The 25932-nt window shown below is 73.0% G+C and carries 15 protein-coding genes; 2 read left to right on the top strand and 13 right to left on the bottom strand.

Features of this window, described 5'->3' with window-relative positions:
- Positions 1-114: 114 nt before the first annotated feature.
- The 4 genes from JE024_RS23360 to JE024_RS23345 all read right to left on the bottom strand — a co-directional run bounded on the left by JE024_RS23360 (position 115) and on the right by JE024_RS23345 (position 7224).
- The gene (locus tag JE024_RS23360) at positions 115-1599 is read right to left on the bottom strand and encodes a bifunctional cytidylyltransferase/SDR family oxidoreductase (RefSeq protein WP_205375455.1); all 1485 of its coding nucleotides are present in this window, start codon (positions 1597-1599) and stop codon (positions 115-117) included.
- 229 nt (positions 1600-1828) lie between these two features.
- Complete coding sequence (locus tag JE024_RS23355; RefSeq protein ID WP_205375454.1) at positions 1829-3850, bottom strand: glycosyltransferase family 4 protein; 2022 nt, start codon at positions 3848-3850, stop codon at positions 1829-1831.
- A gap of 273 nt (positions 3851-4123) precedes the next feature.
- On the bottom strand, positions 4124-5104 hold the full coding sequence (gene galE / locus JE024_RS23350; protein ID WP_205375453.1) for a UDP-glucose 4-epimerase GalE: 981 nt from the start codon (positions 5102-5104) through the stop codon (positions 4124-4126).
- 44 nt (positions 5105-5148) lie between these two features.
- On the bottom strand, positions 5149-7224 hold the full coding sequence (locus JE024_RS23345; RefSeq protein WP_244883039.1) for a PIG-L family deacetylase: 2076 nt from the start codon (positions 7222-7224) through the stop codon (positions 5149-5151).
- A gap of 363 nt (positions 7225-7587) precedes the next feature.
- On the opposite strand from JE024_RS23345, the gene JE024_RS23340 reads away from it, so the two are divergent.
- Positions 7588-8502 carry a hypothetical protein gene (locus JE024_RS23340; RefSeq protein WP_244883038.1) on the top strand — a complete coding sequence of 305 codons (915 nt, stop codon included), beginning with the start codon at positions 7588-7590 and terminating at the stop codon, positions 8500-8502.
- On the top strand, positions 8499-11309 hold the full coding sequence (locus JE024_RS23335; protein WP_205375450.1) for a stealth family protein: 2811 nt from the start codon (positions 8499-8501) through the stop codon (positions 11307-11309). The genes JE024_RS23340 and JE024_RS23335 overlap by 4 nt, the downstream gene beginning before the upstream one ends.
- Positions 11310-11390: 81 nt before the next feature.
- Here JE024_RS23335 and JE024_RS23330 read toward each other — a convergent pair whose 3' ends face one another.
- The 9 genes from JE024_RS23330 to JE024_RS23290 all read right to left on the bottom strand — a co-directional run bounded on the left by JE024_RS23330 (position 11391) and on the right by JE024_RS23290 (position 25916).
- Positions 11391-13124: a stealth family protein gene (locus JE024_RS23330; protein ID WP_205375449.1), complete on the bottom strand. Its 1734-nt coding sequence runs from the start codon at positions 13122-13124 to the stop codon at positions 11391-11393.
- A 140-nt stretch (positions 13125-13264) separates the two neighbouring features.
- Positions 13265-14701 carry a GTPase ObgE gene (obgE, locus tag JE024_RS23325; protein ID WP_205375448.1) on the bottom strand — a complete coding sequence of 479 codons (1437 nt, stop codon included), beginning with the start codon at positions 14699-14701 and terminating at the stop codon, positions 13265-13267.
- 127 nt (positions 14702-14828) lie between these two features.
- The gene (rpmA, locus tag JE024_RS23320) at positions 14829-15083 is read right to left on the bottom strand and encodes a 50S ribosomal protein L27 (RefSeq protein WP_147986439.1); all 255 of its coding nucleotides are present in this window, start codon (positions 15081-15083) and stop codon (positions 14829-14831) included.
- Positions 15084-15097: 14 nt separating this feature from the next.
- Entirely contained in the window at positions 15098-15418 is a 321-nt protein-coding gene (gene rplU, locus JE024_RS23315) for a 50S ribosomal protein L21 (protein ID WP_147986440.1), read from the bottom strand.
- 571 nt (positions 15419-15989) lie between these two features.
- Positions 15990-19916, bottom strand: a complete 3927-nt coding sequence (locus JE024_RS23310; RefSeq protein WP_205375447.1) for an Rne/Rng family ribonuclease — start codon at positions 19914-19916, stop codon at positions 15990-15992.
- Positions 19917-20149: 233 nt separating this feature from the next.
- The gene (locus JE024_RS23305) at positions 20150-20929 is read right to left on the bottom strand and encodes a TIGR03936 family radical SAM-associated protein (protein WP_205375446.1); all 780 of its coding nucleotides are present in this window, start codon (positions 20927-20929) and stop codon (positions 20150-20152) included.
- A gap of 127 nt (positions 20930-21056) precedes the next feature.
- Positions 21057-22241: a hypothetical protein gene (locus tag JE024_RS23300; RefSeq protein ID WP_205375445.1), complete on the bottom strand. Its 1185-nt coding sequence runs from the start codon at positions 22239-22241 to the stop codon at positions 21057-21059.
- A gap of 136 nt (positions 22242-22377) precedes the next feature.
- Entirely contained in the window at positions 22378-24303 is a 1926-nt protein-coding gene (locus JE024_RS23295; protein ID WP_205375444.1) for a TIGR03960 family B12-binding radical SAM protein, read from the bottom strand.
- Between the two features lie 98 nt (positions 24304-24401).
- Complete coding sequence (locus tag JE024_RS23290; RefSeq protein WP_205375443.1) at positions 24402-25916, bottom strand: CYTH and CHAD domain-containing protein; 1515 nt, start codon at positions 25914-25916, stop codon at positions 24402-24404.
- Positions 25917-25932: the final 16 nt, after the last annotated feature.

The raw sequence follows: 25932 nt of genomic DNA, 5'->3' as shown, positions 1-25932 counted from the left end.
TGACGGTATTTCCTTGCCGAGAATTTCCTGCGACGCGCCTGTGAGGAACCTGTGGAACGGCATCGGGCCTCCGCGAAGACACAGAGGCCCGAAATGGCTCGTCACCCGGCGGCGTCATTCATCTTCGTGCCGGTCCAGCAGGGACGCCAGCGCTTGCTCGAATCCGGAGCCCTCGCAGGCGTCGCGGGCCGGGTCCTGCTGGCGGACGTCGATGACGTGCCCGGTGAGGTCGGACAGCAGCACGTCGAGTGAGGTGCGGGCCACGGCCTCGGACGACAGCAACGAGCCGGACGGCTCGGTGCCGAACGCCTTGGTCCGCATCGGTGTGGCGGTGCGCTCGGGGTTCACGCAGTTCACCCGGATGCCGTCGGCCGCCCATTCGTCGGCGAGGGCCTGGGTGAGGTTCACCATGGCCGCCTTGGTCGAGGAGTACAGGCTGTACTCGGCGCGGCCCCGGGTGTAGCTGCTGGAGGTGTAGAGCAGGAGCCGACCGCCGCTCTCGGCGAGGTAGCGGTGGGCGGCCCGCGCGATCTGCACCGGTGCCAGGTAGTTGACCTCCAGGGCCTCGCGGATCGTCGCGTCGTCGGTCTCGGCGAGCTTGCCGATCCGCAGCACGCCCGCGGTGTTGATCACGAAGTCGATGCGGCCGGTCTCCGCGTACGCGGCGGCCAGCGCCTTGTCGACCTGTTCCGGGTCCTCCACATGGGTGCCGGTGGTGGACCGGCCCAGGGCGTAGACGTCGGCGCCGTAGGAGCGCGCGAGGTCGGCGACGTCCGCGCCGATGCCGTACGAACCGCCGAAGACGACCAGGGTCCGGCCGGTCAGCAGCTCCCGGTAGGCGGCCTCGTCGGCGGGGCTGGGCGCCGCGGTGGAGGCGAGCTGGAAGAGCTTGTCGGCGATGAAGACGTCGACCGGCTGGGTGACCTTCATGTTGTACTCGTCGCCCGCGACGACGTGGATGGGCACGTCGGGCAGGTACTTCAGCACGACCGAGCAGTCGTCGGTGGCCTGGAAGTTCGGGTCCTCGGCGGCGATCTCGTAGGCCCGGCGGATGGTCGACAGCTTGAACGCCTGCGGCGTCTGGCCGCGGCGCAGCCGGGCGCGGTCGGGCACGTCGGTGATGAACTCGCCGTCCTCGCCGTGGGTGCGGGTGACGATGATCGTGTCCGCGGACGGGATGGCGACGTCGACGGCCTGGTAGCGGTCGAGGGCCTCCACGCAGTCCCTGATGACGCGCTCGGAGAGCAGCGGCCGGACGGCGTCGTGGAAGAGGACGTTGCGGTCCTCCCCCTCGGCCAGGCCCTCGGAGAGCGCGGCGATGGCCCGCTCCGTGGTCTCGCTGCGGGTGGCGCCGCCCTCGATGACCCGGGCGACCTTGGAGAGCCCCGCCTTGTCGACCATCCGCTCCACGTCCGGCACGTAGCCGGGGGCCATCATCACCAGCACGTCGTCGACCGAGTCCGCGTGTTCGAAAATGGCCAGAGTGTGCTCTATGACCGCCTTACCCGCGATCTTCAGCAACTGCTTGGGAATCGCCAGGCCCACGCGCTGGCCCGTCCCGCCGGCGAGGAGAACGGCTGTTGTTCGGGTTCTGGCCATGTGCTGCACGGGACAAGTGGACCAATCGTGCGGGGGCTGGGGACCAAACTGATGCTGGCATTCCGGTTTACCGTCCCGCAAGACGACCGGCGCCTTGCACACATTCGAATAAACCTGCTGTTCACCTGGGATTTCATGGCCCGGCGCCCGCATCCGCGCGGTGTCGCGAAGTGAGCGACGCCACACATTCCAGTGGGGTGAAATACCCCGGAGTCACACATTCCGCGCCCTACAGATCCACCACATTGAGGGCGAGGTCGTTGGAGAGCGTGTAGTAGACGTGCACACGGATCTTCGGCGCCGGTCTTCCCAGTACCCGTTTCATCACGGCCCTCACAAGATTTTCCTGACGATGTTTGGACAACACCGTGTGCGGAAAGGCGAAGCTGCGCTGTTTGCCGACCACATCGTCGAGGAGGCGGCCGATCCGTACCGGCTCCCCGCCGGGCACACACCTGATGTGGAAGTCCCACACGTCGTGCGCGGTGGTCTGGGACGCCGCCGGCAGGGACGAGGAGAAACGGAACCGGAAGCCGTCCTCGCCGACCCGCTCGCCGGGCACGGTGATCTCGTCGTCCGGTCTCCCCCTGCGCCGCAGGACGAGTTCGGGCCTGCCCTCGATCGCCGCGGTGCCCAGCATGCCGCCCTCGAACGTGACGGTGGGCCCGTCGATCCTGACGTCGGCCGCCTCGGCGTGCACCGGCCGGTGCCAGGCCCGCAGCATCAGCGCCCCGGCCTTCGCCTTGTCCTCGTACGGGAGCAGATGGCGCACCCCCGTGCCGGGCCCGACCCGCTCCGCCGCGTGCAGCGCCCCGCGCTGGTCGACGATCCTGGCCGTCACCCTGCCCCGCCCCGCCCCTCCGGCCAGTTCGACGAAGACGTTCCACACGCCCTCGGGAAAGGCGTCACCCGCCGGGATCAGGGCGGAGCCCGCCTCGTCGACGGCGTACGAGCGGACCTCGGTGCGCTCGCCCGTGCGGGTGCAGACCAGCCGGGCGCCCCGCTCGATGCCGGCGGGCAGCGGGGCCACCAGGGTCACCCGCACCGCGCCGTCACGGGCGACGGCGCAGTCGGCGACGGGCGCCATGCCGGGGACCGGCACGCGTTCGGCGACCTCGGCGGCGAGTTCGCCGAACAGCGCCTCGTACTGCTTGGTGACGACCCCCGGGTCGAAGCGGCGGGCTCCGCGCACCGCCTCGGCGGCCATCGAGCGGCGCAGTTCCCCGTCGTCGATGAGCCGCAGCAGGCCCCGCGCGACGGCGGCGGCGTCGCCGACCGGGACGAGCAGTCCGTCGACTCCGTCCCGGATGATCTCGCGCGGACCGTAGTCGCAGTCGGTGCTCACCACCGGCACCCCGCAGCGCATCGCCTCGACGAGGGTCATCCCGAACGACTCGTGACGGGAGGTGGACACGGCGACGGCACCCTTGGACCACTCGGGCTCGATCGGCGAGCACGGCCCCATCAGATGGACGCGGTTGTAGAGCCCGAGCCCGGTGATGCGCTCCCACAGCCGGTCGTGCTGGTCGCCGGAGCCGTAGATGCGCAGGGTCCACTCCGGCCGCCGGGCCGCGACCACGGCGAACGCGTCGACGAGGACGTCGTACTGCTTCTCGCCGGAGAGCCGGCCGGCGGCGACGACCGTGCGGCTGCCGCCGTCCGACGGGGGCACCGACGGCTCCGGCACGCTGTTGGGGATCGACAGCACCCGGGTGGTCGGCAGCGGCATCTTGTCGCGCCACACCTGCGCGTCGCCCTCGGAGACGGTGACGAACGCGTCGAGGGCGTCGAGGTGTTCGTACATCTCCTCCCGCAGCGCGGCGCGGTGGTGGTTGTGCGTCATGTGCTCCTGGCCGATCCGGACGGCGGTGACCGGGGCGAAGCGGGCGACGCAGGCGACGAGACCGGGGCGGGTGCCGATGACGACGTCGGCGTCGCTGCCGGCGTAGTGGGCCCGGACGCGTTCGTCGGTGAGCCGGCTGTACTCCTTGTAGCGGGCCTCCGCCCGGGGGAACACGGTGGCGGGCTGGGAGATCAGCGGGTCCCGGAGGTCCTCGCTGCCCTCGCGGATGTCGACGAGGGGGACGACCGACAGCCGCGGGTCGAGGGCGAAGGCGGCGTCGTCGCGGTGCCGGAAGACCGAGACGATCTCGACCTCGTGCCGATTGGCCAGTTCCTCCGCCAGGTTGAGGGTCGTGCGGATGGTGCCGCCGATCCCGTAGACCGTGTGGATGAGGAAGGAGATCTTCACCGGCACTCCCGTTCACTCGGCTCCGGCACCGACGAATCCGGGTGCGGCCCGGGCACCGAGGACACGTGCCCGACGAAGCGCGCCCCACGTTATGCCCCTGCATGCGCCCTCAGCGGCATTCGCACCCGTTCGGGTGCGGTCGTGTCGATACGGGAGGGATGCTCCGTCCGGGCGGCCCGGCGCCCCGCCGTGGTGCGGGAGGGGCAGGACGCACCGCGGCCCGTGGGCGCACGAGCGCACACGGGCCGTCGGCAGGGGGAGATTCCCCGCGGGTCAGTGCTCCGGGGCGGGGTGCCGCAGACGCCAGCCCTCCCAGGCGGAGGCGACCATGTCCCGGACGTCGTACCGGGCGCTCCAGCCCAGCTCCTTGCGGATCAGCTCGGCGGAGGCCACCACCCGGGCCGGGTCGCCCGCCCGGCGGGGCGCGACCTCGACCTCGGCGTCGGTGAAGCCGCTGACCTCCCGGATCAGCTCGACCATCTCCGCCACCGAGACGCCCTCGCCGCGGCCGATGTTCAGCACCAGCGCGGCGGTGGGGTCGTCGGCGAGCCGGCGCGCGGCCGCGAGGTGGGCGGAGGCGATGTCCTCGACGTGGATGTAGTCGCGGACGCAGGTGCCGTCCGGGGTGGCGTAGTCGTCGCCGAAGATCAGCGGCGGCCGGCCCCGGTCCAGGCGCTCGAACACCATCGGCACCAGGTTGAAGACGCCGGGGTCGCCGAGCTCGGCGTTCGCGGCGCCGGCCACGTTGAAGTACCGGAGCGAGGCGGTCGCCATGCCGTGCGCCCGCCCGGCGGCGGCCACCAGCCACTCGCCGGCCAGCTTGGTCTCCCCGTACGGGCTCATCGGGGCGCACGGGGTCCGCTCCGTCACCAGGTCGACGTCGGGCATCCCGTACACGGCGGCCGACGAGGAGAACAGGAAGCGGCTCACGCCGGCGTCGGCGGCGGCCTCCAGCAGGGTCTGCAGACCGGTGACGTTCTCCCGGTAGTAGTGGAGGGGACGCTCCACGGACTCGCCGACCTGCTTCTTCGCCGCCACATGGACGATGCCCCGGACGTCGTGCTCGCGCAGCACCCGGTCCACCAGCCCACGGTCGAGCACGGAGCCGCGCTCCAGAGGTACCCCGGCGGGAAGCCGGGCGGGGTCGCCGGTGCTGAGGTCGTCGAGGACGACCACGCGCTCCCCGCCCTCGGTGAGGGCCTTCACCACATGAGATCCGATGAAGCCCGCACCGCCAGTGATCATCCAGGTCATCCGCTCATTCTAGAAGACCGTCCCCGGCGCCCCGCCCGGCCCTCTCAGGCGCTGCCGCCGCCCTCGCGCACCCGGGTCACCTGCGGGCTGCCGTCCAGCCCGAGCACGACCATCACGGCGGGGCCGCCGCCGGGTGCGACGGCGGTCGTCGGCGTGCCGAGCACGGGGGCGGCGGTGCCCCGGGCGGCGGCCCGGATCACGGTGCCGTCGCCCTCCGGTCCGCCGAACGCTCCCCCGCCGACCGCGATGCGCAGGTCGGACGCCTCGGGCCGCCGGCCGCCGACGAGGGCGACCCGGCCGTAGCCGGGGGCGGGCCGGTCAGCCACAGTCGACCAGCGGGCGGGGCGGCCGGCGGCGAGGCGCTCGACCCTCACGCGGTCGCTGGCGACGCGCCGGTAGCCGACCAGCACCGAGCCGTCCGCGGCGGTGACCGCGTCCGGGACGTCACCGGGCCGGGCGACGAGCCGCCGGGACCCCTTCTTCAGCCTGCCGCCGGAGCCGCGCTGGGCCCAGTGCTCCATCCAGCCGGACGAGGCGGCGAACAGGTGGACACGGCCGTCGCCGTCGACCGTCGCGGCCAGTCCCTCCTGGACGTGCCCGCCGGGCAGCCGCCGCCAGGGCGACCAGGTGCCCTTCGGGTCGCGCACCCGGGTACTGACGCCCTTGCGCCCGTTGCGCACGAAGAGATGGGTACGGCCGTCCGCCCCGGTCACCGCGACGGGGGTGCCGGTCAGCCGGGTGCGGCGGGGCTCCGTCTCGGGGCTGCCGAGGCTCTCCCAGGTCTCCCCCGCGCCCTCGCCCCGGGGACCGTGCCGCAGCATCACGACCTCCCGGAGGTTGTGCCGCACACCGGCCCCCAGCCGGGAGAACCGCAGCGCGAAGACCAGATGGGCGCCGTCCGCCGCGGTGGCCACGGCTATGGCGGGCGCGAGCGGGCCGCCGCCGAGGTCCTCGGGGTCGCCCGGTGTGCCGTCCGGCCGTCCGGCCCAGCGCGCCAGACGGGTGCCGAGCACCGCGTAGACCGTCGTGCGGCCGTCGTCGGCGTCGACGACGGCCCGCGGGCCCGCGGTCGGGTACCGCCGGTGGGTGCTGCGCACCCAGCCGCGGTCCGACGCCAGGACCCGGTCGCTCCCGATCGCGTAGTCGCCGCAGCCGGAACCGTTGCCGCACCCCCAGGACGGGTCGCCGCCGTAGGCGTTCAGGTGCCGTGTCTTCAGCGCGACCGTCTCCGGGGGCAGATTGTGCGGCCAGCGCTGGTTGTAGTAGCCCCGGTACGCCTCGGTCTGGAAGGCGGGCGCCCCGGCGGCACCACCCGGGCCCGCCGCCCAGGAGGTCAGCGCGCGCCAGGCGAAGAGCGCCGCCGCCGTGTGGTCCGGGTGGTCCGAGTACCCGCGCTGGTCGCTGCCGCGCGGATGCCGCTGGTCGTGCACCTGGGCGTCGGGGTCGGGGTCCAGCGTGCGTATCAGGGTGGGTCGGTAGCGGCGGAGCAGCGCCACGAGGGCCTCGACGAGGTCGTCGTGGCCGTACGAGAAGGCACCGCTCACGGGCGACCCGGGGGCGGGCTGGGTGGGCAGCAGCACCCCCGGGCTCTTCCACAGATGGGTGAGGTTCACGGCGGTGCCGCCGGCCTTGGCGTGCATGCGCAGATTGAGGAAGACCAGGTCGACGCGCCGGCCCAGGTGGTCCAGCCGGTTGAGCTCGGCCTCCCGCCCGCCGGGCAGCCGGACGGCCGCCCGCTCCCAGGGGGTGAACAGGGGCAGCCCCATCATCTGGGCGTACGCCTGGCGCAGGCCCTGCTGGCGCGCGGAGACGTAGGCGGGGACGTCCGCGGCGGGGGCGGGCCTGCCGGGCACCTTGTTGACCCCGAAGGATCCCCCGTCCGTGACGTAGACGGAGGTGACCGGGACGCCGCCCTCGATGGTCTGCGCCACGTCGGGGTTCATGAAGAACAGGTCGTCGTCGGGATGGGCGACGATCTGCATCACCCGGGCCTCGCCCGTACGGGCGAAGGCCCGGCGGGGCTGGGCGCCGACCCGGCCGACCGGCGTGCCGGAACCGCCGGCCGCTCCCGGGGCGTCCGAAGGGACGGGGCGGGGCGCCGCGACGCAACCGCTCATCATGCCCGCCGCCGAGGCTCCCGCGACGGCGGCCAGTACGGCCCGCCGCGAGAGTGCGGAACAATGAGTTTCGGTACGGCGAGCCATGTCTCCCTCTTCACGTCGGTGCCGATCACCCGGATCGGCCACTGGTAAAGAGGAGAAAAATGACGACAGGTTTCACCTGGACGAGTGATCGCCGTCACATAAGGTTCGAATTATGAGTCAACTTGCCGATGATGCTCATTCTTGGCACCATGCGACGCTGACCATCAGATCTGAATGGAAGCCGGGAACGCTGTGAGTGACTCACTGCTGCCCTATGCGGTGGGCGCTGCCAAGCGTGCTCGCCGGGCCGCCGTACGTGTACGACGTCGCGTCGAGCAATTGCACACCGTCCCCGCGATCGGCGGTGGAATCCGGCCACGCGCACAACTCCGGCCCGTCCACTACTCGGTCTCCAGCGGCCGGACCCTGAATTTCGCGGTCTCCGTGCCGGGCGGTGACATCGCGTCGGCCGACCTCATGCTGTCCCACGGCACCAGCCGCGAACGCGTCCCGCTGGAGCTGGAGCCCCAGGCCGACGGCGCCCTGCTGCTCACCGCGACCGTGCCCCTGCGCCACCGCGACCGGCCGGGCCCGGGCACCCGCGGGCCCGTCCTCGGGACCGGCATCTGGCGGCTGACCGTGCTCCTCACGGACGCCGCGGGGCAGACCCGCCGGGTCAGGGTCACGGCGGCGGCGCACGCCGAGATCTCCGACGGCCCGACCCTTACCTACTCCCCGTCGCCCGTGGACGGCACCGTCTTCCGGCCGGTCCGCTCCGTCGACGGCTTCGCCCTGCTGAAGGTCCGCCCCGCCCGCCCGCACGCCGAGCTCACCTCGTTCGACCTGCGGTGGGACCGGGTGACCGTGTACGGCCGCCTCGTCGGCCGGGACCCGGACGGATCCGGGACGGCCGAGGCCGTCGCCCGCCGGGGCAGCCTGACCGCCTCGGCGAAGCCCCGCTGGGAGGGCGACCGCTTCACCTTCGACGTGCCGCTCGACCGCATGGGCGGCGGCCGCGGTGCCTCCCGCACCTGGGACCTCTTCCTGCGGGCCGGCGGCAGCCGGCTGCGGATCGCCCGCCGGCTGACGGACGTCCGCCACCCCAAGCAGGTGTACCGCACACCGTTCCGCATCATCGCCCTGGACAACGGAGCCCTCCTGCGGGTGCACGCCCATGTCACGGCGGCAGGGGCACTCACCGTCGCCTGCGCAGAACTCGAACCGGCGCTCCGAAGCACTGAGGACATCGCATGAAGATCACGTTTCTGCTCACCTGGGGCGACGAGATGGGCGGCACCGAGATGGCCGCCTACACCCAGGCGATCCACCTCGCGCCCCGTCACGAGGTCGAGGTCCTCAGCGTCTTCAAGACCCGCCAGGAGCCGTTCTTCGCCGCGGCCAGGAAGGTCGAGCGGCGCTACCTGATCGACCGGACCGGCTCCACCGAGCGCCCGGTGCGCTCCTCCTCGCTGAACGCCGAGGCGTGCCGCACGCTGGCCTCGCTGCCCAGCGAGATCATCAAGCCGTCCTGGGAGAGCACCTTCAACCGGCTCTCCGACGTCGAGCTGAAGCGGGAACTCGCCGAGCTGGACGCCGACATCCTGGTCAGCACGACCCCGGCCCTGATGGCCGCCGTCGCCGAGCTCGCCCCCTCCCGTGTCGTCACCGTGCACCAGGAGCACCGCGCCTCCCAGCTCCGCGGCGTCACCGGCGAGCCGCTGCTCGTGTACGGGCCCATGCTCGACGCCCTGGTCTCGCTCACCGAACGCACCAACGACTGGTTCGCCGACTCGCTCCAGGCCGCCGCGCCCGAGCTGGTCCACATCCCGAACGCGGTGCCGGACGGCTACCGCCAGCGCTCCGACCTGGAGAGCAGGACCATCGTCCTCGCCGCCCGGATGACCCCGGAGAAGCAGCTCGACCACGCGATCAACGCCTTCCACAAGGTCCGTGACGACTTCCCGGACTGGACGCTGCGCATCTTCGGCGACGGTCCCCAGCTCGTCAGGCTGCGCCGGCTCGTCGAAGGGCTCGGCCTGCACTCGCACGTCGAACTCATGGGCCGCTCCGACCAGATGGAGCAGGAGTGGGCCAAGGCCGCGCTCTGCCTGCTGCCGTCGCGCAACGAGGCGTTCCCGCTGGTGCTGCTGGAGGTGTTCGCCGCCGGTGTACCGGTGATCGCCTACGACATCGTCACCGGCCCGGCTGAGATCATCCGGCACGACGTGGACGGACTGCTCGTCCCGCCGGGCGACATCGACTCCCTCGCCTCCGCCATGTCCCGGCTGATGAGCGACGACGAGACCCGGCACGCCTTCGGCAAGGCCGCCCGGGCCGGGGTCAACGAGCGCTTCTCCGGCGAGAAGATCACCGCGCAGTGGGAGGAGCTCTTCGAGCGCCTCCTCGCCGCCCGGGACACCCCCGAGCGGCTCGCCGCCCGCGCCGACCGCACCGCCCTGCGCATCGCCGCGGGCGGCACCAAGAGCTTCAGCGTCGCCGCCCCGGTCTCCCACCTCGCGAACTCCGCCGACGAGCAGAAGGCCCGCGAGGTCCTCATCCAGGCGCAGGACCGGTCCCTGATCCGTTCCGCCGGCCGCCTGGCCGAGGAGCGCAACGACATAAACGGGCCGACGATGGCCGATCTCAACCTGGAGATCACGGCCGGCGCGTTCGAGAACGCCGGGATCCCCTTCGTCCTCGTCCGCAACGACGGTGTCCCGCACCTGCTCGCCGTGCCGGTCGAGCGGCGCGCGGACGCGCTGCGGGCGCTGGCCACCGAGCTGGCGGGCCAGCCGGTCTACGGCGAGCTGATCACCCCGCGGGGCGCGGCGCCCGGCGCCGTGCTCGCCGAGCGGCTGGAGGGTGTCGGCGACATCGCCGGCGTCCGCGTCTTCAAGCCGGTGACGAGCCCGAGCCGGACCCTGCGCTACGGACCGGCCTACGGCTGCACCGTCGAGTTCTGGGACGAGGACGAGGACGGCTGGCGCAACAGCCCCCGGTCCGCGACGCTCCTCGGCCGCCGGCTGCCCTCGCTGGAGGCCACCGCGAAGCTCCAGGTCGGCGAGCACGCCTATCCGACGCTGAACCAGTTCACCAAGAAGCTGATGTGGGACGTCGACTTCCCCGTCGACGTCGTCTACACCTGGGTCGACGACACCGACCCGGCCTGGCGCGAGCGCCGGGACACCGTCCGCCGGCGCATGGACATGCCCGTCGACGACGCCGACAGCGGTGACGTCCGCTTCCGCAACCGGGACGAACTGCGGTACTCGCTGCGGTCGCTGGCGATGTTCGCCCCCTGGGTGCGCACCGTCTACCTGGTGACGGACGACCAGACGCCCTCCTGGCTGGACACCGACCAGCCCGGCATCGAGGTCGTCAGCCACCGCGACATCTTCACCGACCCCGAGTGGCTGCCGACGTTCAACTCGCACGCCATCGAGAGCCAGTTGCACCGCATCGACGGCCTCTCGGAGCACTTCCTCTACCTCAACGACGACGTGTTCATCGGGCGTCCGCTGACGGCGAGCTCGTTCTTCATGAGCAACGGCCTCGCCAAGCTGTTCCGTTCGCCGACCGCGGTGCCGCCGAGCGACCCGTCGCCCGACGACGAGGGCTACTTCGCCGCCGCCAAGAACAACCGGGCCCTGCTGGAGGAGGCGTTCGGGCGGGTCGCCACCCACGGCTTCCTGCACGCCCCGCACCCGCTGCGCCGCAGCGTGCTGGCGGAGATCGCCGAGCGCTTCCCCGAGGAGGTGTCGGCCACCGCCCGCAACCCGTTCCGCGCGAACACGGACCTGTCCCTCACCTCGTCGCTGCACCACCACTACGGCTACCTCACCGGCCGCTCGGTGCCCGCGCTGATCTCGTGCAGCTACATCAACGTCGGCAACTACGAGCACCACACCGTGCTCAGCCGGCTGCTGGCCTCGCGGAGCCACGACGTGTTCTGCATCGGCGAGTCGGCCGACGCCGAGGTGCCGGTGGACGAGCAGGACCGCGTGCTGCGCGCCTTCCTGAACGCCTACTTCCCGGTCCGCTCGCGCTTCGAGCGCGACTGACCGCCGCCGGACCTCACGGCGAAGGGCCCGCACCGTCCGGACGGACGGTGCGGGCCCTCTCTCGTGGGGCGGAGCGGACCGCTACTTCTCGAACGGGCTCCGCACCGGGAAGTACGCCTCCAGGAACGGCGTGATCAGGTCCTTCTGGCCCGTCACGTCCTGCTCGGTGGAGACCGTGTCGTTGACGCAGAACACCGTCTTGTCGCGGTTGGCGAGCAGCCGGCCGAGCCGGGCCTCCGTCCACGGGTGCGTCAGGTCCAGATACGTGTAGGGCAGCGCCGACGGCAGGGCCCGCTGGGTGTGGTACGCGTAGTAGTGGTGCAGCGAGGAGGCGATGGAGATGTCGTCGATGCTGCGGAACCGGCTGCCCTCGGTCGCGCGGTACTCGAACTCGAACTCCGTCTCGATCTCGGTGAGCACACTGCGCCGCAGCGGGTGCGGCATGTGCTTCATCTTCTGCACGAGCACCTTGCCGTAGCGCTCCTCGATCAGCCGGCGGTTGTTCTTGCCGGCCGCCGCGACGGGCGGGTCGCCGGCGGTCTTCTCCCCGAGCGGCACCAGGGCCGGCGAGGGGAAGAACTTGGTGAGGCCGTTGGAGAGGAAGAAGTCCCCGGGCGTCACCTCGTTGCCGAGCATCACGTCGTCGTTGAAGTAGAGGAAGTGCTCCGAGAGGCCCTCGATGTGGTGCAACTGGCTCTCGATGGCGTGCGAGTTGAACGTCGGCAGCCCGCCCGAGGAGCGGAAGACGTCCTTGTGGGAGACCACCTTCAGGCCGGGGACCTCGGTGTTCAGCCAGGAGGGCGTCTGGTCGTCCGTCACCAGGTAGATGGTGCGCACCCAGGGCGCGTACATGTGGAGCGAGCGCAGCGAGTAGCGCAGCTCGTCGCGGCTGAGGTAGCGGGCGGCGTTGGCGGCCTCCGCGTGGTAGCCCTCGCCGGAGAACTCGGCCCGCCGCCGCAGCCACGCCGGGTCGGCGCCGTCGACCCAGGTGTAGACGACGTCGACGGGGAAGGTGACCTCGTCGGTGTGGACCACGGCCAGTTCGGGCCGGGTCGGCACCAGGGCCCCGTCCTCGGACTCCCGGGGGGCGAGGCTGGTGAAGTACGACTCGGACACGGTGACGGTGTCGCCCGTCAGCGGCAGGGCCTGGGCCAGCTTGCCCGGGCGGGGGGCGGTGAGTTCGCCCTCCTCCTCGAACCAGAACTCGATGTCGCAGCCGTACTGGGTGCCGAGCTTGAGCTGGCGCGTCAGGTCGGTGCGGTACCAGGTGACCCGCACGACGTCGGCGTCCCGCAGCCGGCGCCAGGTCGACGCCTCGTAGCCCGGCAGGGACGCCTGGGGCACGGCGCCGTTGCCGCGGACGACGGTGGCGTATCCCGGCTTGTCGGAGCAGGCTGCGGCGAGCGCCTTCAGCACGGCCTCGCGGTCCTCGACGCGGACGGCGACCGCGGAGGCGGTCTCGGAGCGGCCGCGGACGCAGAAGTGCTCGATCCCGGCGCCCTCCAGGGCGCCCAGCACCAGGGCGAGGTTCTCCCGGCGGGCCCGGAGCGGCGTCATGCCCTCGTCGACGAGGGCGACCTTCGGCTCCTGGCCGATCGGGACGACGGCCCGGTCGGGCCCGGACGCGAGGGCCTCGTAGCGCCGGGCGACGCGGCCCGCGCGGATGCGCTCGGCGACGGCGGTGCCGTTGGCGATGCGCATCTTCAGGCGGCGGCGCATGTCGGCGTCGACCTGCGAAACGATCGCCCGCCTCACGCTCTCCGGGACGGCTCGGCGGTAGACCCCAAGCAGCCTGGGTGCCTCGGGATTTCGCACGGCGGGCGACTCCTCGAACATCAAGGGAAAACAACGTGAACTCGTCCAGTATGACGGGTGCGGGAGCGACGCCGTTCCGCCGGGAGGCGCCGGAGTACCGCCCGGCCCGGCGGCCCGGAAGGGCCGCCGGGCGGGTGCCGTCAGAAGGGGTCGAAGCCCTCGAACTCGCGCTGTGCCTCGTCCCGCTCCGCCTCGCGGTCCCGGCGGCGCTGGGCGGCCGGACGCGGGGCCTCCAGGCGGTGGTCCTCGCCACGGCGGCCGAGCATCTCCGCACCGGCCATCATCGTCGGCTCCCAGTCGAAGACGACCGCGTTGTCCTCGGGGCCGATCGCGACGCCGTCGCCCGCCCGGGCGCCGGCCTTCATCAGGGCGTCCTCGACACCGAGGCGGTTGAGGCGGTCGGCCAGGTAGCCGACGGCCTCGTCGTTGTTGAAGTCCGTCTGCCGCACCCAGCGCTCCGGCTTCTCGCCGCGCACCCGGTACAGGTCGTCCTCCTCCGCGGTGACGGTGAACCCGGCGTCGTCGACCGCCTTCGGGCGGATGACGATACGGGTCGCCTCCTCGACCGGCTTCGCCGCACGCGCCTCGGCGACGATCTCGGCGAGAGCGAACGACAGCTCCTTCAGGCCCTTGTGGGCCACGGCGGAGACCTCCAGCACGCGGTAGCCGCGCGCCTCAAGATCCGGCCGGATCATGTCGGCGAGGTCCTGGCCGTCCGGGATGTCGATCTTGTTGAGGACGACGATGCGCGGACGGTCGTCGAGGCCGCCGTACTGGCGCAGCTCCTCCTCGATGACGTCGAGGTCGGAGACCGGGTCCCGGTCGGACTCCAGGGTGGCCGTGTCCAGGACGTGCACCAGCACCGAGCAGCGCTCGACATGGCGCAGGAACTCCAGGCCCAGGCCACGGCCCTGGCTGGCGCCCGGGATCAGACCGGGGACGTCGGCGATCGTGTAGACCGTCGAACCGGCGGTCACGACACCCAGGTTCGGGACGAGCGTGGTGAAGGGGTAGTCGGCGATCTTCGGCTTGGCCGCGCTGAGCACCGAGATCAGCGAGGACTTGCCCGCGCTCGGGTACCCGACGAGCGCCACGTCGGCGACGGTCTTGAGCTCCAGGACGACATCGCCGGCCCGGCCCGGCTCACCGAGCAGCGCGAAGCCGGGGGCCTTGCGGCGGGCGGAGGCGAGCGCCGCGTTGCCGAGACCGCCGCGGCCGCCGTCGGCGGCGACGTAGGTGGTGCCCTGGCCGACCAGGTCGGCGAGGACGTTGCCCTGCTTGTCGAGGACGACGGTGCCGTCCGGCACGGGCAGCACGAGGTCTTGGCCGTCCTTGCCGGAGCGGTTGCCGCCCTCGCCGGGCTTGCCGTTGGTGGCCTTGCGGTGCGGGCTGTGGTGGTAGTCCAGCAGCGTCGTCACGGACTGGTCGACGACCAGGATGACGTCGCCGCCGCGGCCGCCGTTGCCGCCGTCCGGGCCGCCGAGGGGCTTGAACTTCTCCCGGTGCACGGAGGCACAGCCGTGGCCTCCGTTACCCGCGGCGACATGCAGCTCGACGCGGTCCACGAAGGTGGTCATGGGTGTGCCTCCAGTGAATGGGTGGGTCCTGCGGAAAAACCGATGGAAATGTCTGTCTCTACAACAAACGAAAGGCGGACCCGCTTCCCGTACGGGAAGTGAGGTCCGCCCCTCGGAACTGAACCGGTCAGGCGACCGGAACGATGTTCACGACCTTGCGACCACGGTGGCTGCCGAACTCCACCGCACCGGGCAGGAGCGCGAACAGGGTGTCGTCGCCGCCACGGCCCACGCCCGCACCGGGGTGGAAGTGGGTGCCACGCTGGCGGACCAGGATCTCACCGGCGCTGACGACCTGACCGCCGAAGCGCTTCACGCCGAGCCGCTGAGCGTTGGAGTCGCGACCGTTCCGGGTGGACGATGCGCCCTTCTTGTGTGCCATGTCTCCTCAGTCCCTTACTTCGCAGCCGCGGGGATGCCGGTGACCTTGATCGCCGTGTACTGCTGGCGGTGACCCTGGCGGCGGCGGTAGCCGGTCTTGTTCTTGTAGCGAAGGATGTCGATCTTCGCACCCTTGTGGTGGTCCACGACCTCGGCCGTGACCTTGATACCGGCCAGCACCCACGGGTCGCTGGTCACGGCGTCGCCGTCGACAACGAGCAGGGTCGAGAGCTCGACCGTGTCGCCAACCTGGGCAGTGGAAATCTTGTCAACCTCAACGATGTCGCCGACAGCAACCTTGTGCTGGCGACCACCGCTGCGCACGATGGCGTACACGCGGATCTCTCTCTCGCTCGGAACGAAATCCCTGATGCCAGCCGCGCGTACGGGCCGGGGCCCGGATGATCGGGATGGTCCGATGCGGACGAGCGGCCTCTCCCGGCGGACCGGAAGGGAGGTGCTCAGGGATGGGCGCATAAGGAAACACGCCGATGGACAAGGTTACGGATCCGTCCCCCACCGGTCAAACCGGCCCCCGCGCCCCCTGCCGGCCTGCGCGACGGCCCCCGGCCACGGCGCCCGCCCCTCCCCCGCCGGCCGCACTCAGCCGCCGCCGAGGCCCCGGCTGATCGGCCGCGTCCCGCCGCCGAGGGCGCCCGCCGAAGGGTCGCAGCCCGCCTCCGAGGCCGCCCGCCGGACGGCCGCTCCTCACCGCCGAGGGATCCCGCCGAAGGGCCGGCTCCCCACCGCCCGGACACCCGCCCCTCGGCCGCGTCCCGCCGCCGGGGCCGCCCGCTCAAGGGCCGCTCCCCACCCCCGAGGGCGCCCGCCGAACGGCCGCGGCCCGTCACCGGTGGGAACCGGTGACGGGCCGCGTAAGCGCGACGGGGACACGCCCCGCTGCCGCCTACTCCTGCGACGTGCTCGCGGAGACCCCCGCGGACGAGGACTGCTCGGCCGCGACGGTCTTCTTCGAGACCTTCTTCGCGGTCGTCTTCTTGGCCGTCGTCTTCTTGGCGGTGGTCTTCTTGGCCGCCGCCTTCTTCGCGGTGGCCTTCTTGGCGGTCTTGCGGGCCGCCTTCTTGGCCGCCGGGGCCGGAGCCCCTGCCTCCTCCGCCGCCGGCTCGCCCGCCGCCTCGGCGGGCTCCTCGGCCTTCGTCTCGGCCGGGACCACGACGACGGCGGCCTCGTCGGCGCCCGCGGGCGAACCCGCCGGCGCGCTGACCTTGCGGGTCACCCGGCGGCGTGCGCGCGGCGGAGCCGCGACCGGCGCCTCGGCGACGGGCTCGGGCTCGGCCACCGGCTCCGGCTCGGTCTCCGCGGCCGCGGGGGCCTCGACCACGACCGGCTCGGCGGGCTCGGCCGCCGCCGGGGGCCCGGCCGGCGCGGACGCCGCACGGGTCGCACGGCGGCGGGTGCGGCCCGCCGGGGCCTTCTCCGCCGCGACCGGCTCGGCGGCAGGCTCGGCCACGGGCTCGGCGGCAGGCTCCTCCACGGGCGCCTGCGCCTGCTCCGCCACCACGGGCTCGGCCGCCTTGGGCGCACCGGCGGGAGCCGTGGCCTTGCGGGTCGCCCGGCGGCGGCCGCGGCCGCGCGTCGCGGCGGCCTCGGCCTCGGCGGCGCTGCTGTACAGCTCCTCGTCCGGGGCGAACTCGGGCTCGGCGAGCGCCGCGGGAGCCGCGGCCTCGGCCGCGACCTCCGCCTCGGTCTCCGTCTCCTCCGGCTCGGCGGCCGGGGTCACGGCGTGCTCGTGCTCGTGCTCGTGGCCGTGGTCCGCACCGGAACCGCCGCGGCCGCGCTTCTTGGAGCGCTTGCCGCCGCCCCCGCCACCGGAGGTGGACGGCTGCTCCATGTGCACGATGACGCCACGGCCGTTGCAGTGGACGCAGGTCTCGGAGAACGACTCCAGCAGGCCCTGGCCGACGCGCTTGCGGGTCATCTGGACCAGGCCCAGCGAGGTCACCTCGGCGACCTGGTGCTTGGTCCGGTCACGGCCCAGGCACTCCAGCAGGCGGCGCATGACGAGGTCCCGGTTGGACTCCAGCACCATGTCGATGAAGTCGACGACGACGATGCCGCCGAGGTCGCGCAGCCGGAGCTGGCGCACGATCTCCTCGGCCGCCTCCAGGTTGTTCCTGGTGACGGTCTCCTCCAGGTTGCCGCCCTGGCCGGTGAACTTGCCGGTGTTGACGTCGACGACGATCATCGCCTCGGTCTTGTCGATCACCAGCGAGCCGCCGCTCGGCAGCCAGACCTTGCGGTCCAGCGCCTTCATGAGCTGCTCGTCGATCCGGTGGACGGCGAAGACGTCGGTCTCGCTGGTCCACCGCTGGAGGCGGTCGGCCAGGTCGGGCGCCACGTGCGAGACATAGCCGTGGATGGTCTCCCACGCCTCGTCACCGCTGACGACGACCTTGGAGAAGTCCTCGTTGAAGATGTCGCGCACGACCCGGACGGTCATGTCCGGCTCGCCGTAGAGCAGCGTCGGGGCGTTGCCGCTCTTCGCCTTCTTCTTGATGTCCTCCCACTGCGACTGGAGCCGCTCGACGTCACGGCGCAGCTCGTCCTCGCTCGCGCCCTCGGCGGCGGTGCGCACGATGACGCCCGCGTCCTCGGGGACGATCTTCTTGAGGATGGTCTTCAGACGCGCCCGCTCGGTGTCGGGCAGCTTGCGGCTGATGCCGGTCATCGAGCCCTCGGGCACGTAGACCAGGTAGCGGCCGGGCAGCGAGACCTGGCTGGTGAGACGGGCGCCCTTGTGGCCGATCGGGTCCTTCGTCACCTGGACGAGGACCGACTGGCCGGACTTGAGCGCGGCCTCGATCCGGCGCGGACCGCCGGACATGCCGAGGGCGTCGAAGTTGACCTCACCGGCGTACAGCACCGCGTTGCGGCCCTTGCCGATGTCGACGAACGCGGCCTCCATCGACGGCAGCACGTTCTGGACCTTGCCCAGGTAGACGTTGCCGACGTAGCTGGTGGCCTGCTCCTTGTTGACGTAGTGCTCGACGAGCACGTTGTCCTCGAGGACGCCGATCTGGGTGCGCTCGCCGCTCTGGCGGACGACCATCACGCGCTCGACGGCCTCGCGGCGGGCCAGGAACTCCGCCTCGGTGATGATCGGCACCCGGCGGCGGCCCTGCTCGCGGCCCTCGCGGCGGCGCTGCTTCTTCGCCTCCAGACGGGTCGAGCCCTTGATGGACTGGACCTCGTCGCTCGGCTCCTCCTCCTTGCGGGGCTCACGGACCTTGACGACCGTGCGCTCCGGGTCGTCGGTGCCCGCCTCGCCCTCGCCGGCGGCGTCACCGCTGCGACGGCGACGGCGACGGCGACGGCGGCTGCTGGACGTGCCGGCGGCGGAGGGGGTGTCCGTGGACTCCTCGTCCTCGTCGTCGCCCTCGTCCTGCGACTCGTCGGCGGCCTCCGGCTCCTCGGACGCCTCGTCCTGGGCGTCGTCGGCCTCGGTGGCCTCGCCCCGGCGACGGCGGCGTCCGCCGCGGCGGCGACGGCGCGAGGGACGGTCCTCGTAGTCGTCGGAGTCCTCGCCGTGGGCGTCCTCGGCCTGCTCGGGCTCGGTCTCGGTCTCGGGCTCCGCCTCGGCGGGCCCGGCCTGCTCGGCGGGTGTCTCGACGGCCTCGACCACGGCGGCGGCTTCGCCACGGCGGCGACGGCGACGGCGGCCGCCGGTCTCCTCGGCCACCGGCGCGGTGGCCTCGTCCTCGCGGGGTTCGGCCGGGGCGCTCGCCGCGGCGGCGGCAGCGGCGGCCGCGGTCTCCGGGGTCTGGAACATGGGCTCGGCGAAGACCGGGGCCTGGAAGGTCGGCACGGCGGGGCGTGCGGCACGGCGGCCCTTGGCCGGGCGCTCGTCGGTGCCCGAGGTGAACTCGGGGGCGGCGGCCTTCCGGCCGGTCCGGCCGCGGGTGGCGGCCTTCTCCGCGGCGGCGACCTTCGTCTCCTCGGCGGCGATCTGCTCGGCGACGCCCTCCGGCAGGCTCTCGCCCGCGGCGGGGGTCTCCTCGGCCGCGGCCCGGGGCGCCCCGGCGGGCGCGGTGGCCTTGCGGGTGGCGCGGCGGCGGGTACGCGGCGCGGGCGCCTCCTCGGCCGGAGCGGCGGTCTCGGCGACGGCGGCCTCGGCGGGCTCGCTCACGGCCGGGGCCGCCTCGGTGACCTCGGGGGCGTCGGTGGCCTTGGGCGCACCGGCGGGCGCCGACGCACGGCGGCGGGTACGACGCGGCGCGGGCGCCTCCTCGACCGGAGCGGCTTCGGCCTCGGGCTGCGTCTCCTCCTCGGGCTCCTCGTCCACGGCGGCGTCCTCGACGACGACGGGCTCGGGCGCGGTCTCGGCCTTGGGCGCACCGGCGGGCGCCGAGGCGCGGCGGCGGGTACGGCGCGGCGCGGGCGCTTCCTCGACCGGAGCGGCTTCGGCCTCGGGCTGCGTCTCCTCCACGGCGACCGGCTCAGGCGCGGCCGTCTTACGGGTGGCACGGCGCCGCGTACGCGGCGCGGGCGCCTCCTCGACCGGAGCGGCCTCGGCCTCGGCCTCGGGCTGCGTCTCCTCCACGACGGTCGGCTCGGGCGCGGCCGTCTTACGGGTCGCCCGACGGCGCGTACGCGGCGCGGGCGCCTCCTCGACCGGAGCGGCGGCAGCGGGCTCGTCCGTCACCGCGGACGCGGCGGCGGTCTCCGTCCCGGTGGCCTCGGCCGTCTCCGGGGGGCCGGCCGGACGCGACGCGGCGCGGCGCCGGCGGCGCGGCGGCAGTGTGTCGCTCGGGCTGGTGTGATCGTCGTTCTGCGGGTTACCGGCAGAGCCGGACTCGTTCGGCTGTTCGAGCATGCGGGCGTTTCTCCCGTCGTGCCCCCGGGCGCCGCGCCTGGATCCGGTCCGGCCGCGGCCCGCGTGATGTGCGCGGTGCCGCCGTCCGGGGCGCGGGCGCCGCACGGGAGCTGATGTATGGCTCGCCGGTTCCGTACGCGATGTACGCACGGCCTGGCGAAAGTCTCCTGTGTCCTTGCGCGGCCCGACCCAGGTGGCTCCCGAGTACCAGAGCAGCGCATCGACGACCGTCCTTACGCGGCGGGACCTTCCGGCGCCGTCGCAGAGGCGGTTCCGGCGGCCGTGGGTGAAGCGGCCGGGACAGCCTCGCGGTCGGGCGCGAGCGGGTCGGTCACCGTGCCGGACTCCTCGTCGAAGAGCCCCTGCGCCAGCCTGGTCACCGCTGCGGGGACCGGCGGCGCCAGGTCGGCCACAGCTCGGAGACCGGACAGGACGTCGTCGGGTCGTACGGCAGGTGTCACGTGCCGAACAACCAGCCGCAGTATCGCACAGGGCCCGTCCCCCGGCCTATCAGGCTGTGGACGACCCGCCTGAAGACCGGCGACGGCACCTCGCGCGTCGAAGGTCCGCATGCCGTTCTTGGTCCTCCGCTGGACCTCCACGGTCTCGGCGGCGAGGAACGCGGCGACGGCCTTCTCGGCCCCCTCCGGCTCGACGCCCTCCAGCCGCAGCTCCCAGACGGACGCGGTCAGCCGGTCCGCGAGACCCGGGGTGCGGGCCTCCACGGCGTCGGTGATGTCGAGGCCGGCCGGCAGCGACTCGTCCAGCAGCTCGCGCAGCCGGGCCGGGTCGCGGTGTGCGGTGAGGGCGATCTCCAGGTACTCGGCCTCGCTGCCCGTGCCGGTGGGTGCGGCATTGGCGTACGACACCTTCGGGTGCGGGGTGAAGCCCGCCGAGTACGCCATGGGCACCTCGGCTCGCCTCAGCGCCCGCTCGAAGGCGCGCTGGAAGTCACGGTGGCTGGTGAACCGGAGGCGGCCGCGCTTGGTGTAGCGCAGTCGGATGCGCTGCACCGCAGGTGCGGGCGGCGGGCCTTCGGGCTGTCGCTTGCCCAGTGGTTCTTCTCCTCGGTGCGGAGCGGGCGCGGGTGGCGCGCCGCCCTCGGACGTGCGGGGGGTTCCTTCGGGGGCCGGGCCCGGCTCACGCCCGCTCGGGGAGCGAGGTCTCGGTGCCGGCCGCCACGCCGGGAACGGTCTGTGGTTGTTGCGTACCCACCAGATTACGCGCCTGAAGCGGCGGACCGGGCACGGGCTCGGCAGCACGGGGTCCGCCGACCAGGGCGCGCCAGGCGTCCCGGCGCGCCTGCCGGACGGTCGCCCGGGCCCCGGCGAGCGCGGCGCGGACCGCCCGTCCGGCCTCGGCGGCGGCCCGGCGCGCGGGCCGCCAGACCGCGTCGCGCACCCCATGGCCGACGGGGACGCACACGGCCCGGTAGAACCACGCGGCCGGACGCCCGGCGAGCTGCCAGGCCAGCCACTTCAGCGCGCGGCCCACGGCACGGGAGAGGAAGCCGGCCACCCGCCAGCCGACCTGGAGCGCCGCCCCGATCTCGCGCCCCACCGGCACCACGACCCGCCGCCACAGCCATCCGGCCGGCACCACGAGCAGCACTCGCAGCAGCGCGACGAGCCCGGCGACGGCCGTACGCACCGTCCAGACGGCACCCGCCCCGAGCCCCCGGGCCGCCCACGCGAGCCCGTGCCCGAGCGGGGTGAGCACCCGCCGATAAATCCACGACACCGGCACCACCAGCCCGTACCTCACCACCGGCACCACCACGTACCGCCACAGCGCCACCAGCGGGACGACGACCAGCACCCCGAGCACCCGGCCGGCACCGACGGCGAGCCACCGCCCGCCCGCGCCCAGCGTCCGCGCCAGCCAGGCGATCCCCGCCGCCAACCGCCCCAGCGTCCACACCAGCCCGTGCCCGAGCGGGGTGAGCACCCGCCGATAATTCCACGACACCGGCACCACCAGCCCGTACTTCACCACCGGGACCACCACGTACCGCCACAGCGCCATCAGCGGCCAGAGCAGGAGCGCCTTGCCCAGCCAGAGGACCGCGACGCCGAGCGCACGGGCGACGGGCGCGACCACCTGGTCGAAGAACCAGGTCAGCGCGTTGCCCAGCGGCCTGAGCAGGGCCGTGTGCACGGCCCGGCCGCAGAGCGCGAGCAGATCCCACAGCATCCGCACCGGCACCACGAGAACCAGCACCACGATCCGCACCGGCACCCTGACGGCGACGGTCAGACACCCCTCCCCGCCCTCGTACGGCACGGGCGGCGGCGGGGGCGGATCCGCGGGCTTGTTCAGGTCCATGCCAGGCAGGACGCAATCCGGCGCTGCCTGGATGCGCCATCCCCCGCGGGTACGCCCGGAAGGCGCCCGGAAACGGGACGAGGCCCGGTCCGGAGGTCTCCCTCCGGACCGGGCCTCCCCCGAGCGGGGCGGACGGCTACTTGACGACCGTCAGCGGCAACAGCTTCTTGCCCGTCGGGCCGACCTGGATGTGGGTGTCCATCTGGGGGCACACACCGCAGTCGAAGCACGGCGTCCAGCGGCAGTCCTCGACCTCGGTCTCGTCGAGGGAGTCCTGCCAGTCCTCCCAGAGCCAGTCCTTGTCGAGACCGGAGTCCAGGTGGTCCCAGGGCAGGACCTCCTCGTAGGTGCGCTCGCGGGTGGTGTACCAGTCGACGTCCACGCCGAAGCCGGGCAGCGTCTTCTCCGCGCAGGCCATCCAGCGGTCGTAGCTGAAGTGCTCGCGCCAGCCGTCGAACCGGCCGCCGTCCTCGTAGACGGCGCGGATCACGGCGCCCACGCGGCGGTCGCCGCGCGAGAGCAGGCCCTCGACGATGCCGGGCTTGCCGTCGTGGTAGCGGAAGCCGATGGAGCGGCCGTACTTCTTGTCGCCGCGGATCCGGTCGCGCAGCTTCTCCAGCCGGGCGTCCGTCCCCTCCGCGGAGAGCTGCGGGGCCCACTGGAAGGGGGTGTGGGGCTTGGGCACGAAACCGCCGATGGAGACCGTGCAGCGGATGTCGTTGGAGCCGGAGACCTCGCGGCCCTTCTGGATGACGTTCATCGCCATGTCGGCGATCTGCAGGACGTCCTCGTCGGTCTCGGTGGGCAGGCCGCACATGAAGTACAGCTTCACCTGGCGCCAGCCGTTGCCGTAGGCGGTGGCGACGGTCCGGATGAGGTCCTCCTCCGAGACCATCTTGTTGATGACCTTGCGCATCCGCTCGGAGCCGCCCTCGGGGGCGAACGTCAGACCGGAGCGGCGGCCGTTGCGCGTCAGCTCGTTGGCCAGGTCGACGTTGAAGGCGTCCACCCGGGTCGACGGCAGCGACAGGCCGATCTTGTCCTCGGTGTACCGGTCGGCGAGGCCCTTGGCGATGTCGCCGATCTCGCTGTGATCGGCGCTGGACAGCGACAGCAGGCCGACCTCCTCGAAGCCGGTCGCCTTGAGGCCCTTGTCCACCATCTCGCCGATGCCGGTGATGCTTCGCTCCCGCACGGGGCGCGTGATCATGCCGGCCTGGCAGAAGCGGCAGCCGCGGGTGCAGCCGCGGAAGATCTCGACGGACATCCGCTCGTGGACGGTCTCCGCGAGCGGCACGAGCGGCTGCTTCGGGTAGGGCCACTCGTCGAGGTCCATCACGGTGTGCTTGGAGACGCGCCACGGCACGCCGGAGCGGTTGGGCACGACCCGTCCGATGCGGCCGTCCGGCAGGTACTCGACGTCGTAGAACCGCGGGATGTAGACGGATCCGGTCCTGGCGAGCCGGAAGAGGACCTCCTCGCGGCCGCCGGGACGGCCCTCGGCCTTCCAGGCGCGGATGATCTCGGTCATGTCGAGCACGGCCTGCTCGCCGTCGCCGATGATCGCCGCGTCGATGAAGTCGGCGATCGGCTCCGGGTTGAAGGCGGCGTGTCCGCCGGCCAGCACGATCGGGTCGTCGAGGCCGCGGTCGGCGGACTCCAGCGGGATGCCCGCCAGGTCCAGCGCGGTGAGCATGTTGGTGTAGCCGAGCTCGGTCGAGAAGCTCAGACCGAACACGTCGAACGCGCCGACGGGCCGGTGGGAGTCCACGGTGAACTGCGGCACCCGGTGCTCGCGCATCAGTTCTTCGAGGTCGGGCCACACGCTGTAGGTGCGCTCGGCGAGGACGCCCTCGCGCTCGTTGAGGACCTCGTAGAGGATCATGACGCCCTGGTTGGGCAGGCCGACCTCGTACGCGTCGGGGTACATGAGCGCCCAGCGGACGTCGCAGGACTCCCACGGCTTGACGGTGGAGTTCAGTTCACCGCCGACGTACTGGATGGGCTTCTGCACGTGCGGGAGCAGAGCTTCGAGCTGTGGGAAGACCGACTCGGCAGACATCTGGAACCTTCGTGGAGCTGGCGGGGGCGACTCTCAAGCGTAACGCCACCGGGGGCGCCCCTCGTACGGCGCCGGTGAACCGCCCCGCCCGCCCCGGCTCAGGACGTCAGCGCCGCCCGCAGTCCGGGTTCGGCGGCGGCGGACCACGCCTCGGGCAGCTCCGCCTCCCGCTCGGCCGCCCGGGCCTGCTCGTGGCCGTACAGGAGTCCCCAGGTGAAGGCGGACTCCCCCGCCGCGTGGGCGGCGACGGCCAGGTCGCGGACGGCGTCCCGGGCGACCACGCTGTCCTGGTGGTCGCCGAGGACCTTCTGCACGGCCTTCATCCGCTTGGCGAATCTCCGTGCCGGGCGGCCGAGGGCGGGGGTGGCCGCCTCCGCCGCGTAGCGGGCGCGCTTGGCGGCCTTCCTCGACTCGTGCAGTGCGACGTCCCGTTCGGGGCCCGGGTCGAGCCCGAGGGCGTGCTCGACCCGGCGCTCGACGCGGCGGTACTCGCGCAGCACGGCGTCGGGGATCGCGGCGTCCGGTGCCTTGCGTGCCGCCTTGAGGAGCGGCGGTCCGGCCAGCAGCGCGTCGAGCCGGTCGAGCAGGCCGAGGTAGCGGTCGCTGTCGAGGGCGGCCAGCGCGGTGCGGCGGGTGTCCTGGTCGCCGGCCGCGGCCCAGACGGTCAGGCGCGCCTCGACCGGGCCGAGGACGAGGGTGTCCGGCAGCTCGCCGACGCGGTCGCGCAGGCGTTCTGCGAGGACTTCCTGGTCGCGGGCGGCGCCGAGTTCGCCGGCGAGCCACTTGAGGTCGTCGATGAGCGGCTGGGTGGCCTCCCGGTCGACGATCCTGCGGTAGGTGCGCAGGGCGCTGCGCAGCCTGCGGGTGGCGACGCGCATCTGGTGCACGGCGTCGGGCAGGTCGCGGCGGACCCCGGGGTCGTAGGCGGTCAGGGCACCGGCCTGCTCGCGGAGGTAGGCGAGGACGTGGTCGCCCGCGGTGCGGGGGTCGGGGAGCGGGGCGGGCGGCTCGGGTGCGCTGCCGGTCTCGCCGAGGGCGCGGGCCAGTTTGGAGGAGGCGGCGGAGTGGCGCAGACCGGCTTTGCGGAGCTTCTTGTCGGCGGCGTCGAGGAAGGCCCGGTCGACGTCGTCGGCGAGTTCCACCTCGATCTCGTCCCACTGCGCGGTGCCGCCCCCGCCGTCGAGGCGTTCGGCGACGACGGCGTCCCGGCTGAGCTCGGCGAGCAGGGCGCCGTCCGCGTCCAGGAGGTGGTGCACGTCGCGGACGGAGAGCAGCCGTACGACGGGCCGCAGGCCGGTGCCGCGGGTGTGGACCCGCACCAGGGCGGCGAGTTCCGCGGGGACCGTGTCGGAGAGGGGGGCCGCGATCTCGTCGCGGACGCCGGGTTCGACGGGCAGTTTCAGGTGCCATCCGGCGTCGGCGCCGCCGGTTCTGCGCCGGAGGGTGACGGAGGCGGCGGCGAGCCGCAGGCCCTCGGTGTCGTAGTAGACGGCGTCCAGTTCGGTGACGCCCCGCTCCTCGACGTCGGTGACGCCGGAGATCTTCCTGAGGTCGGGGAGCCGGGTGTCCGGGCCGGCTTCGTACTTTCGCTCGATCTCGCGCTTGTCCGCCATGACCCGAATCTAGTGC

Origin of the sequence: Streptomyces zhihengii, assembly GCF_016919245.1 — a bacterium.
Taxonomy (GTDB): Bacteria; Actinomycetota; Actinomycetes; order Streptomycetales; family Streptomycetaceae; genus Streptomyces; species Streptomyces zhihengii.
This window is presented reverse-complemented; position numbering and strand designations above follow the sequence as displayed.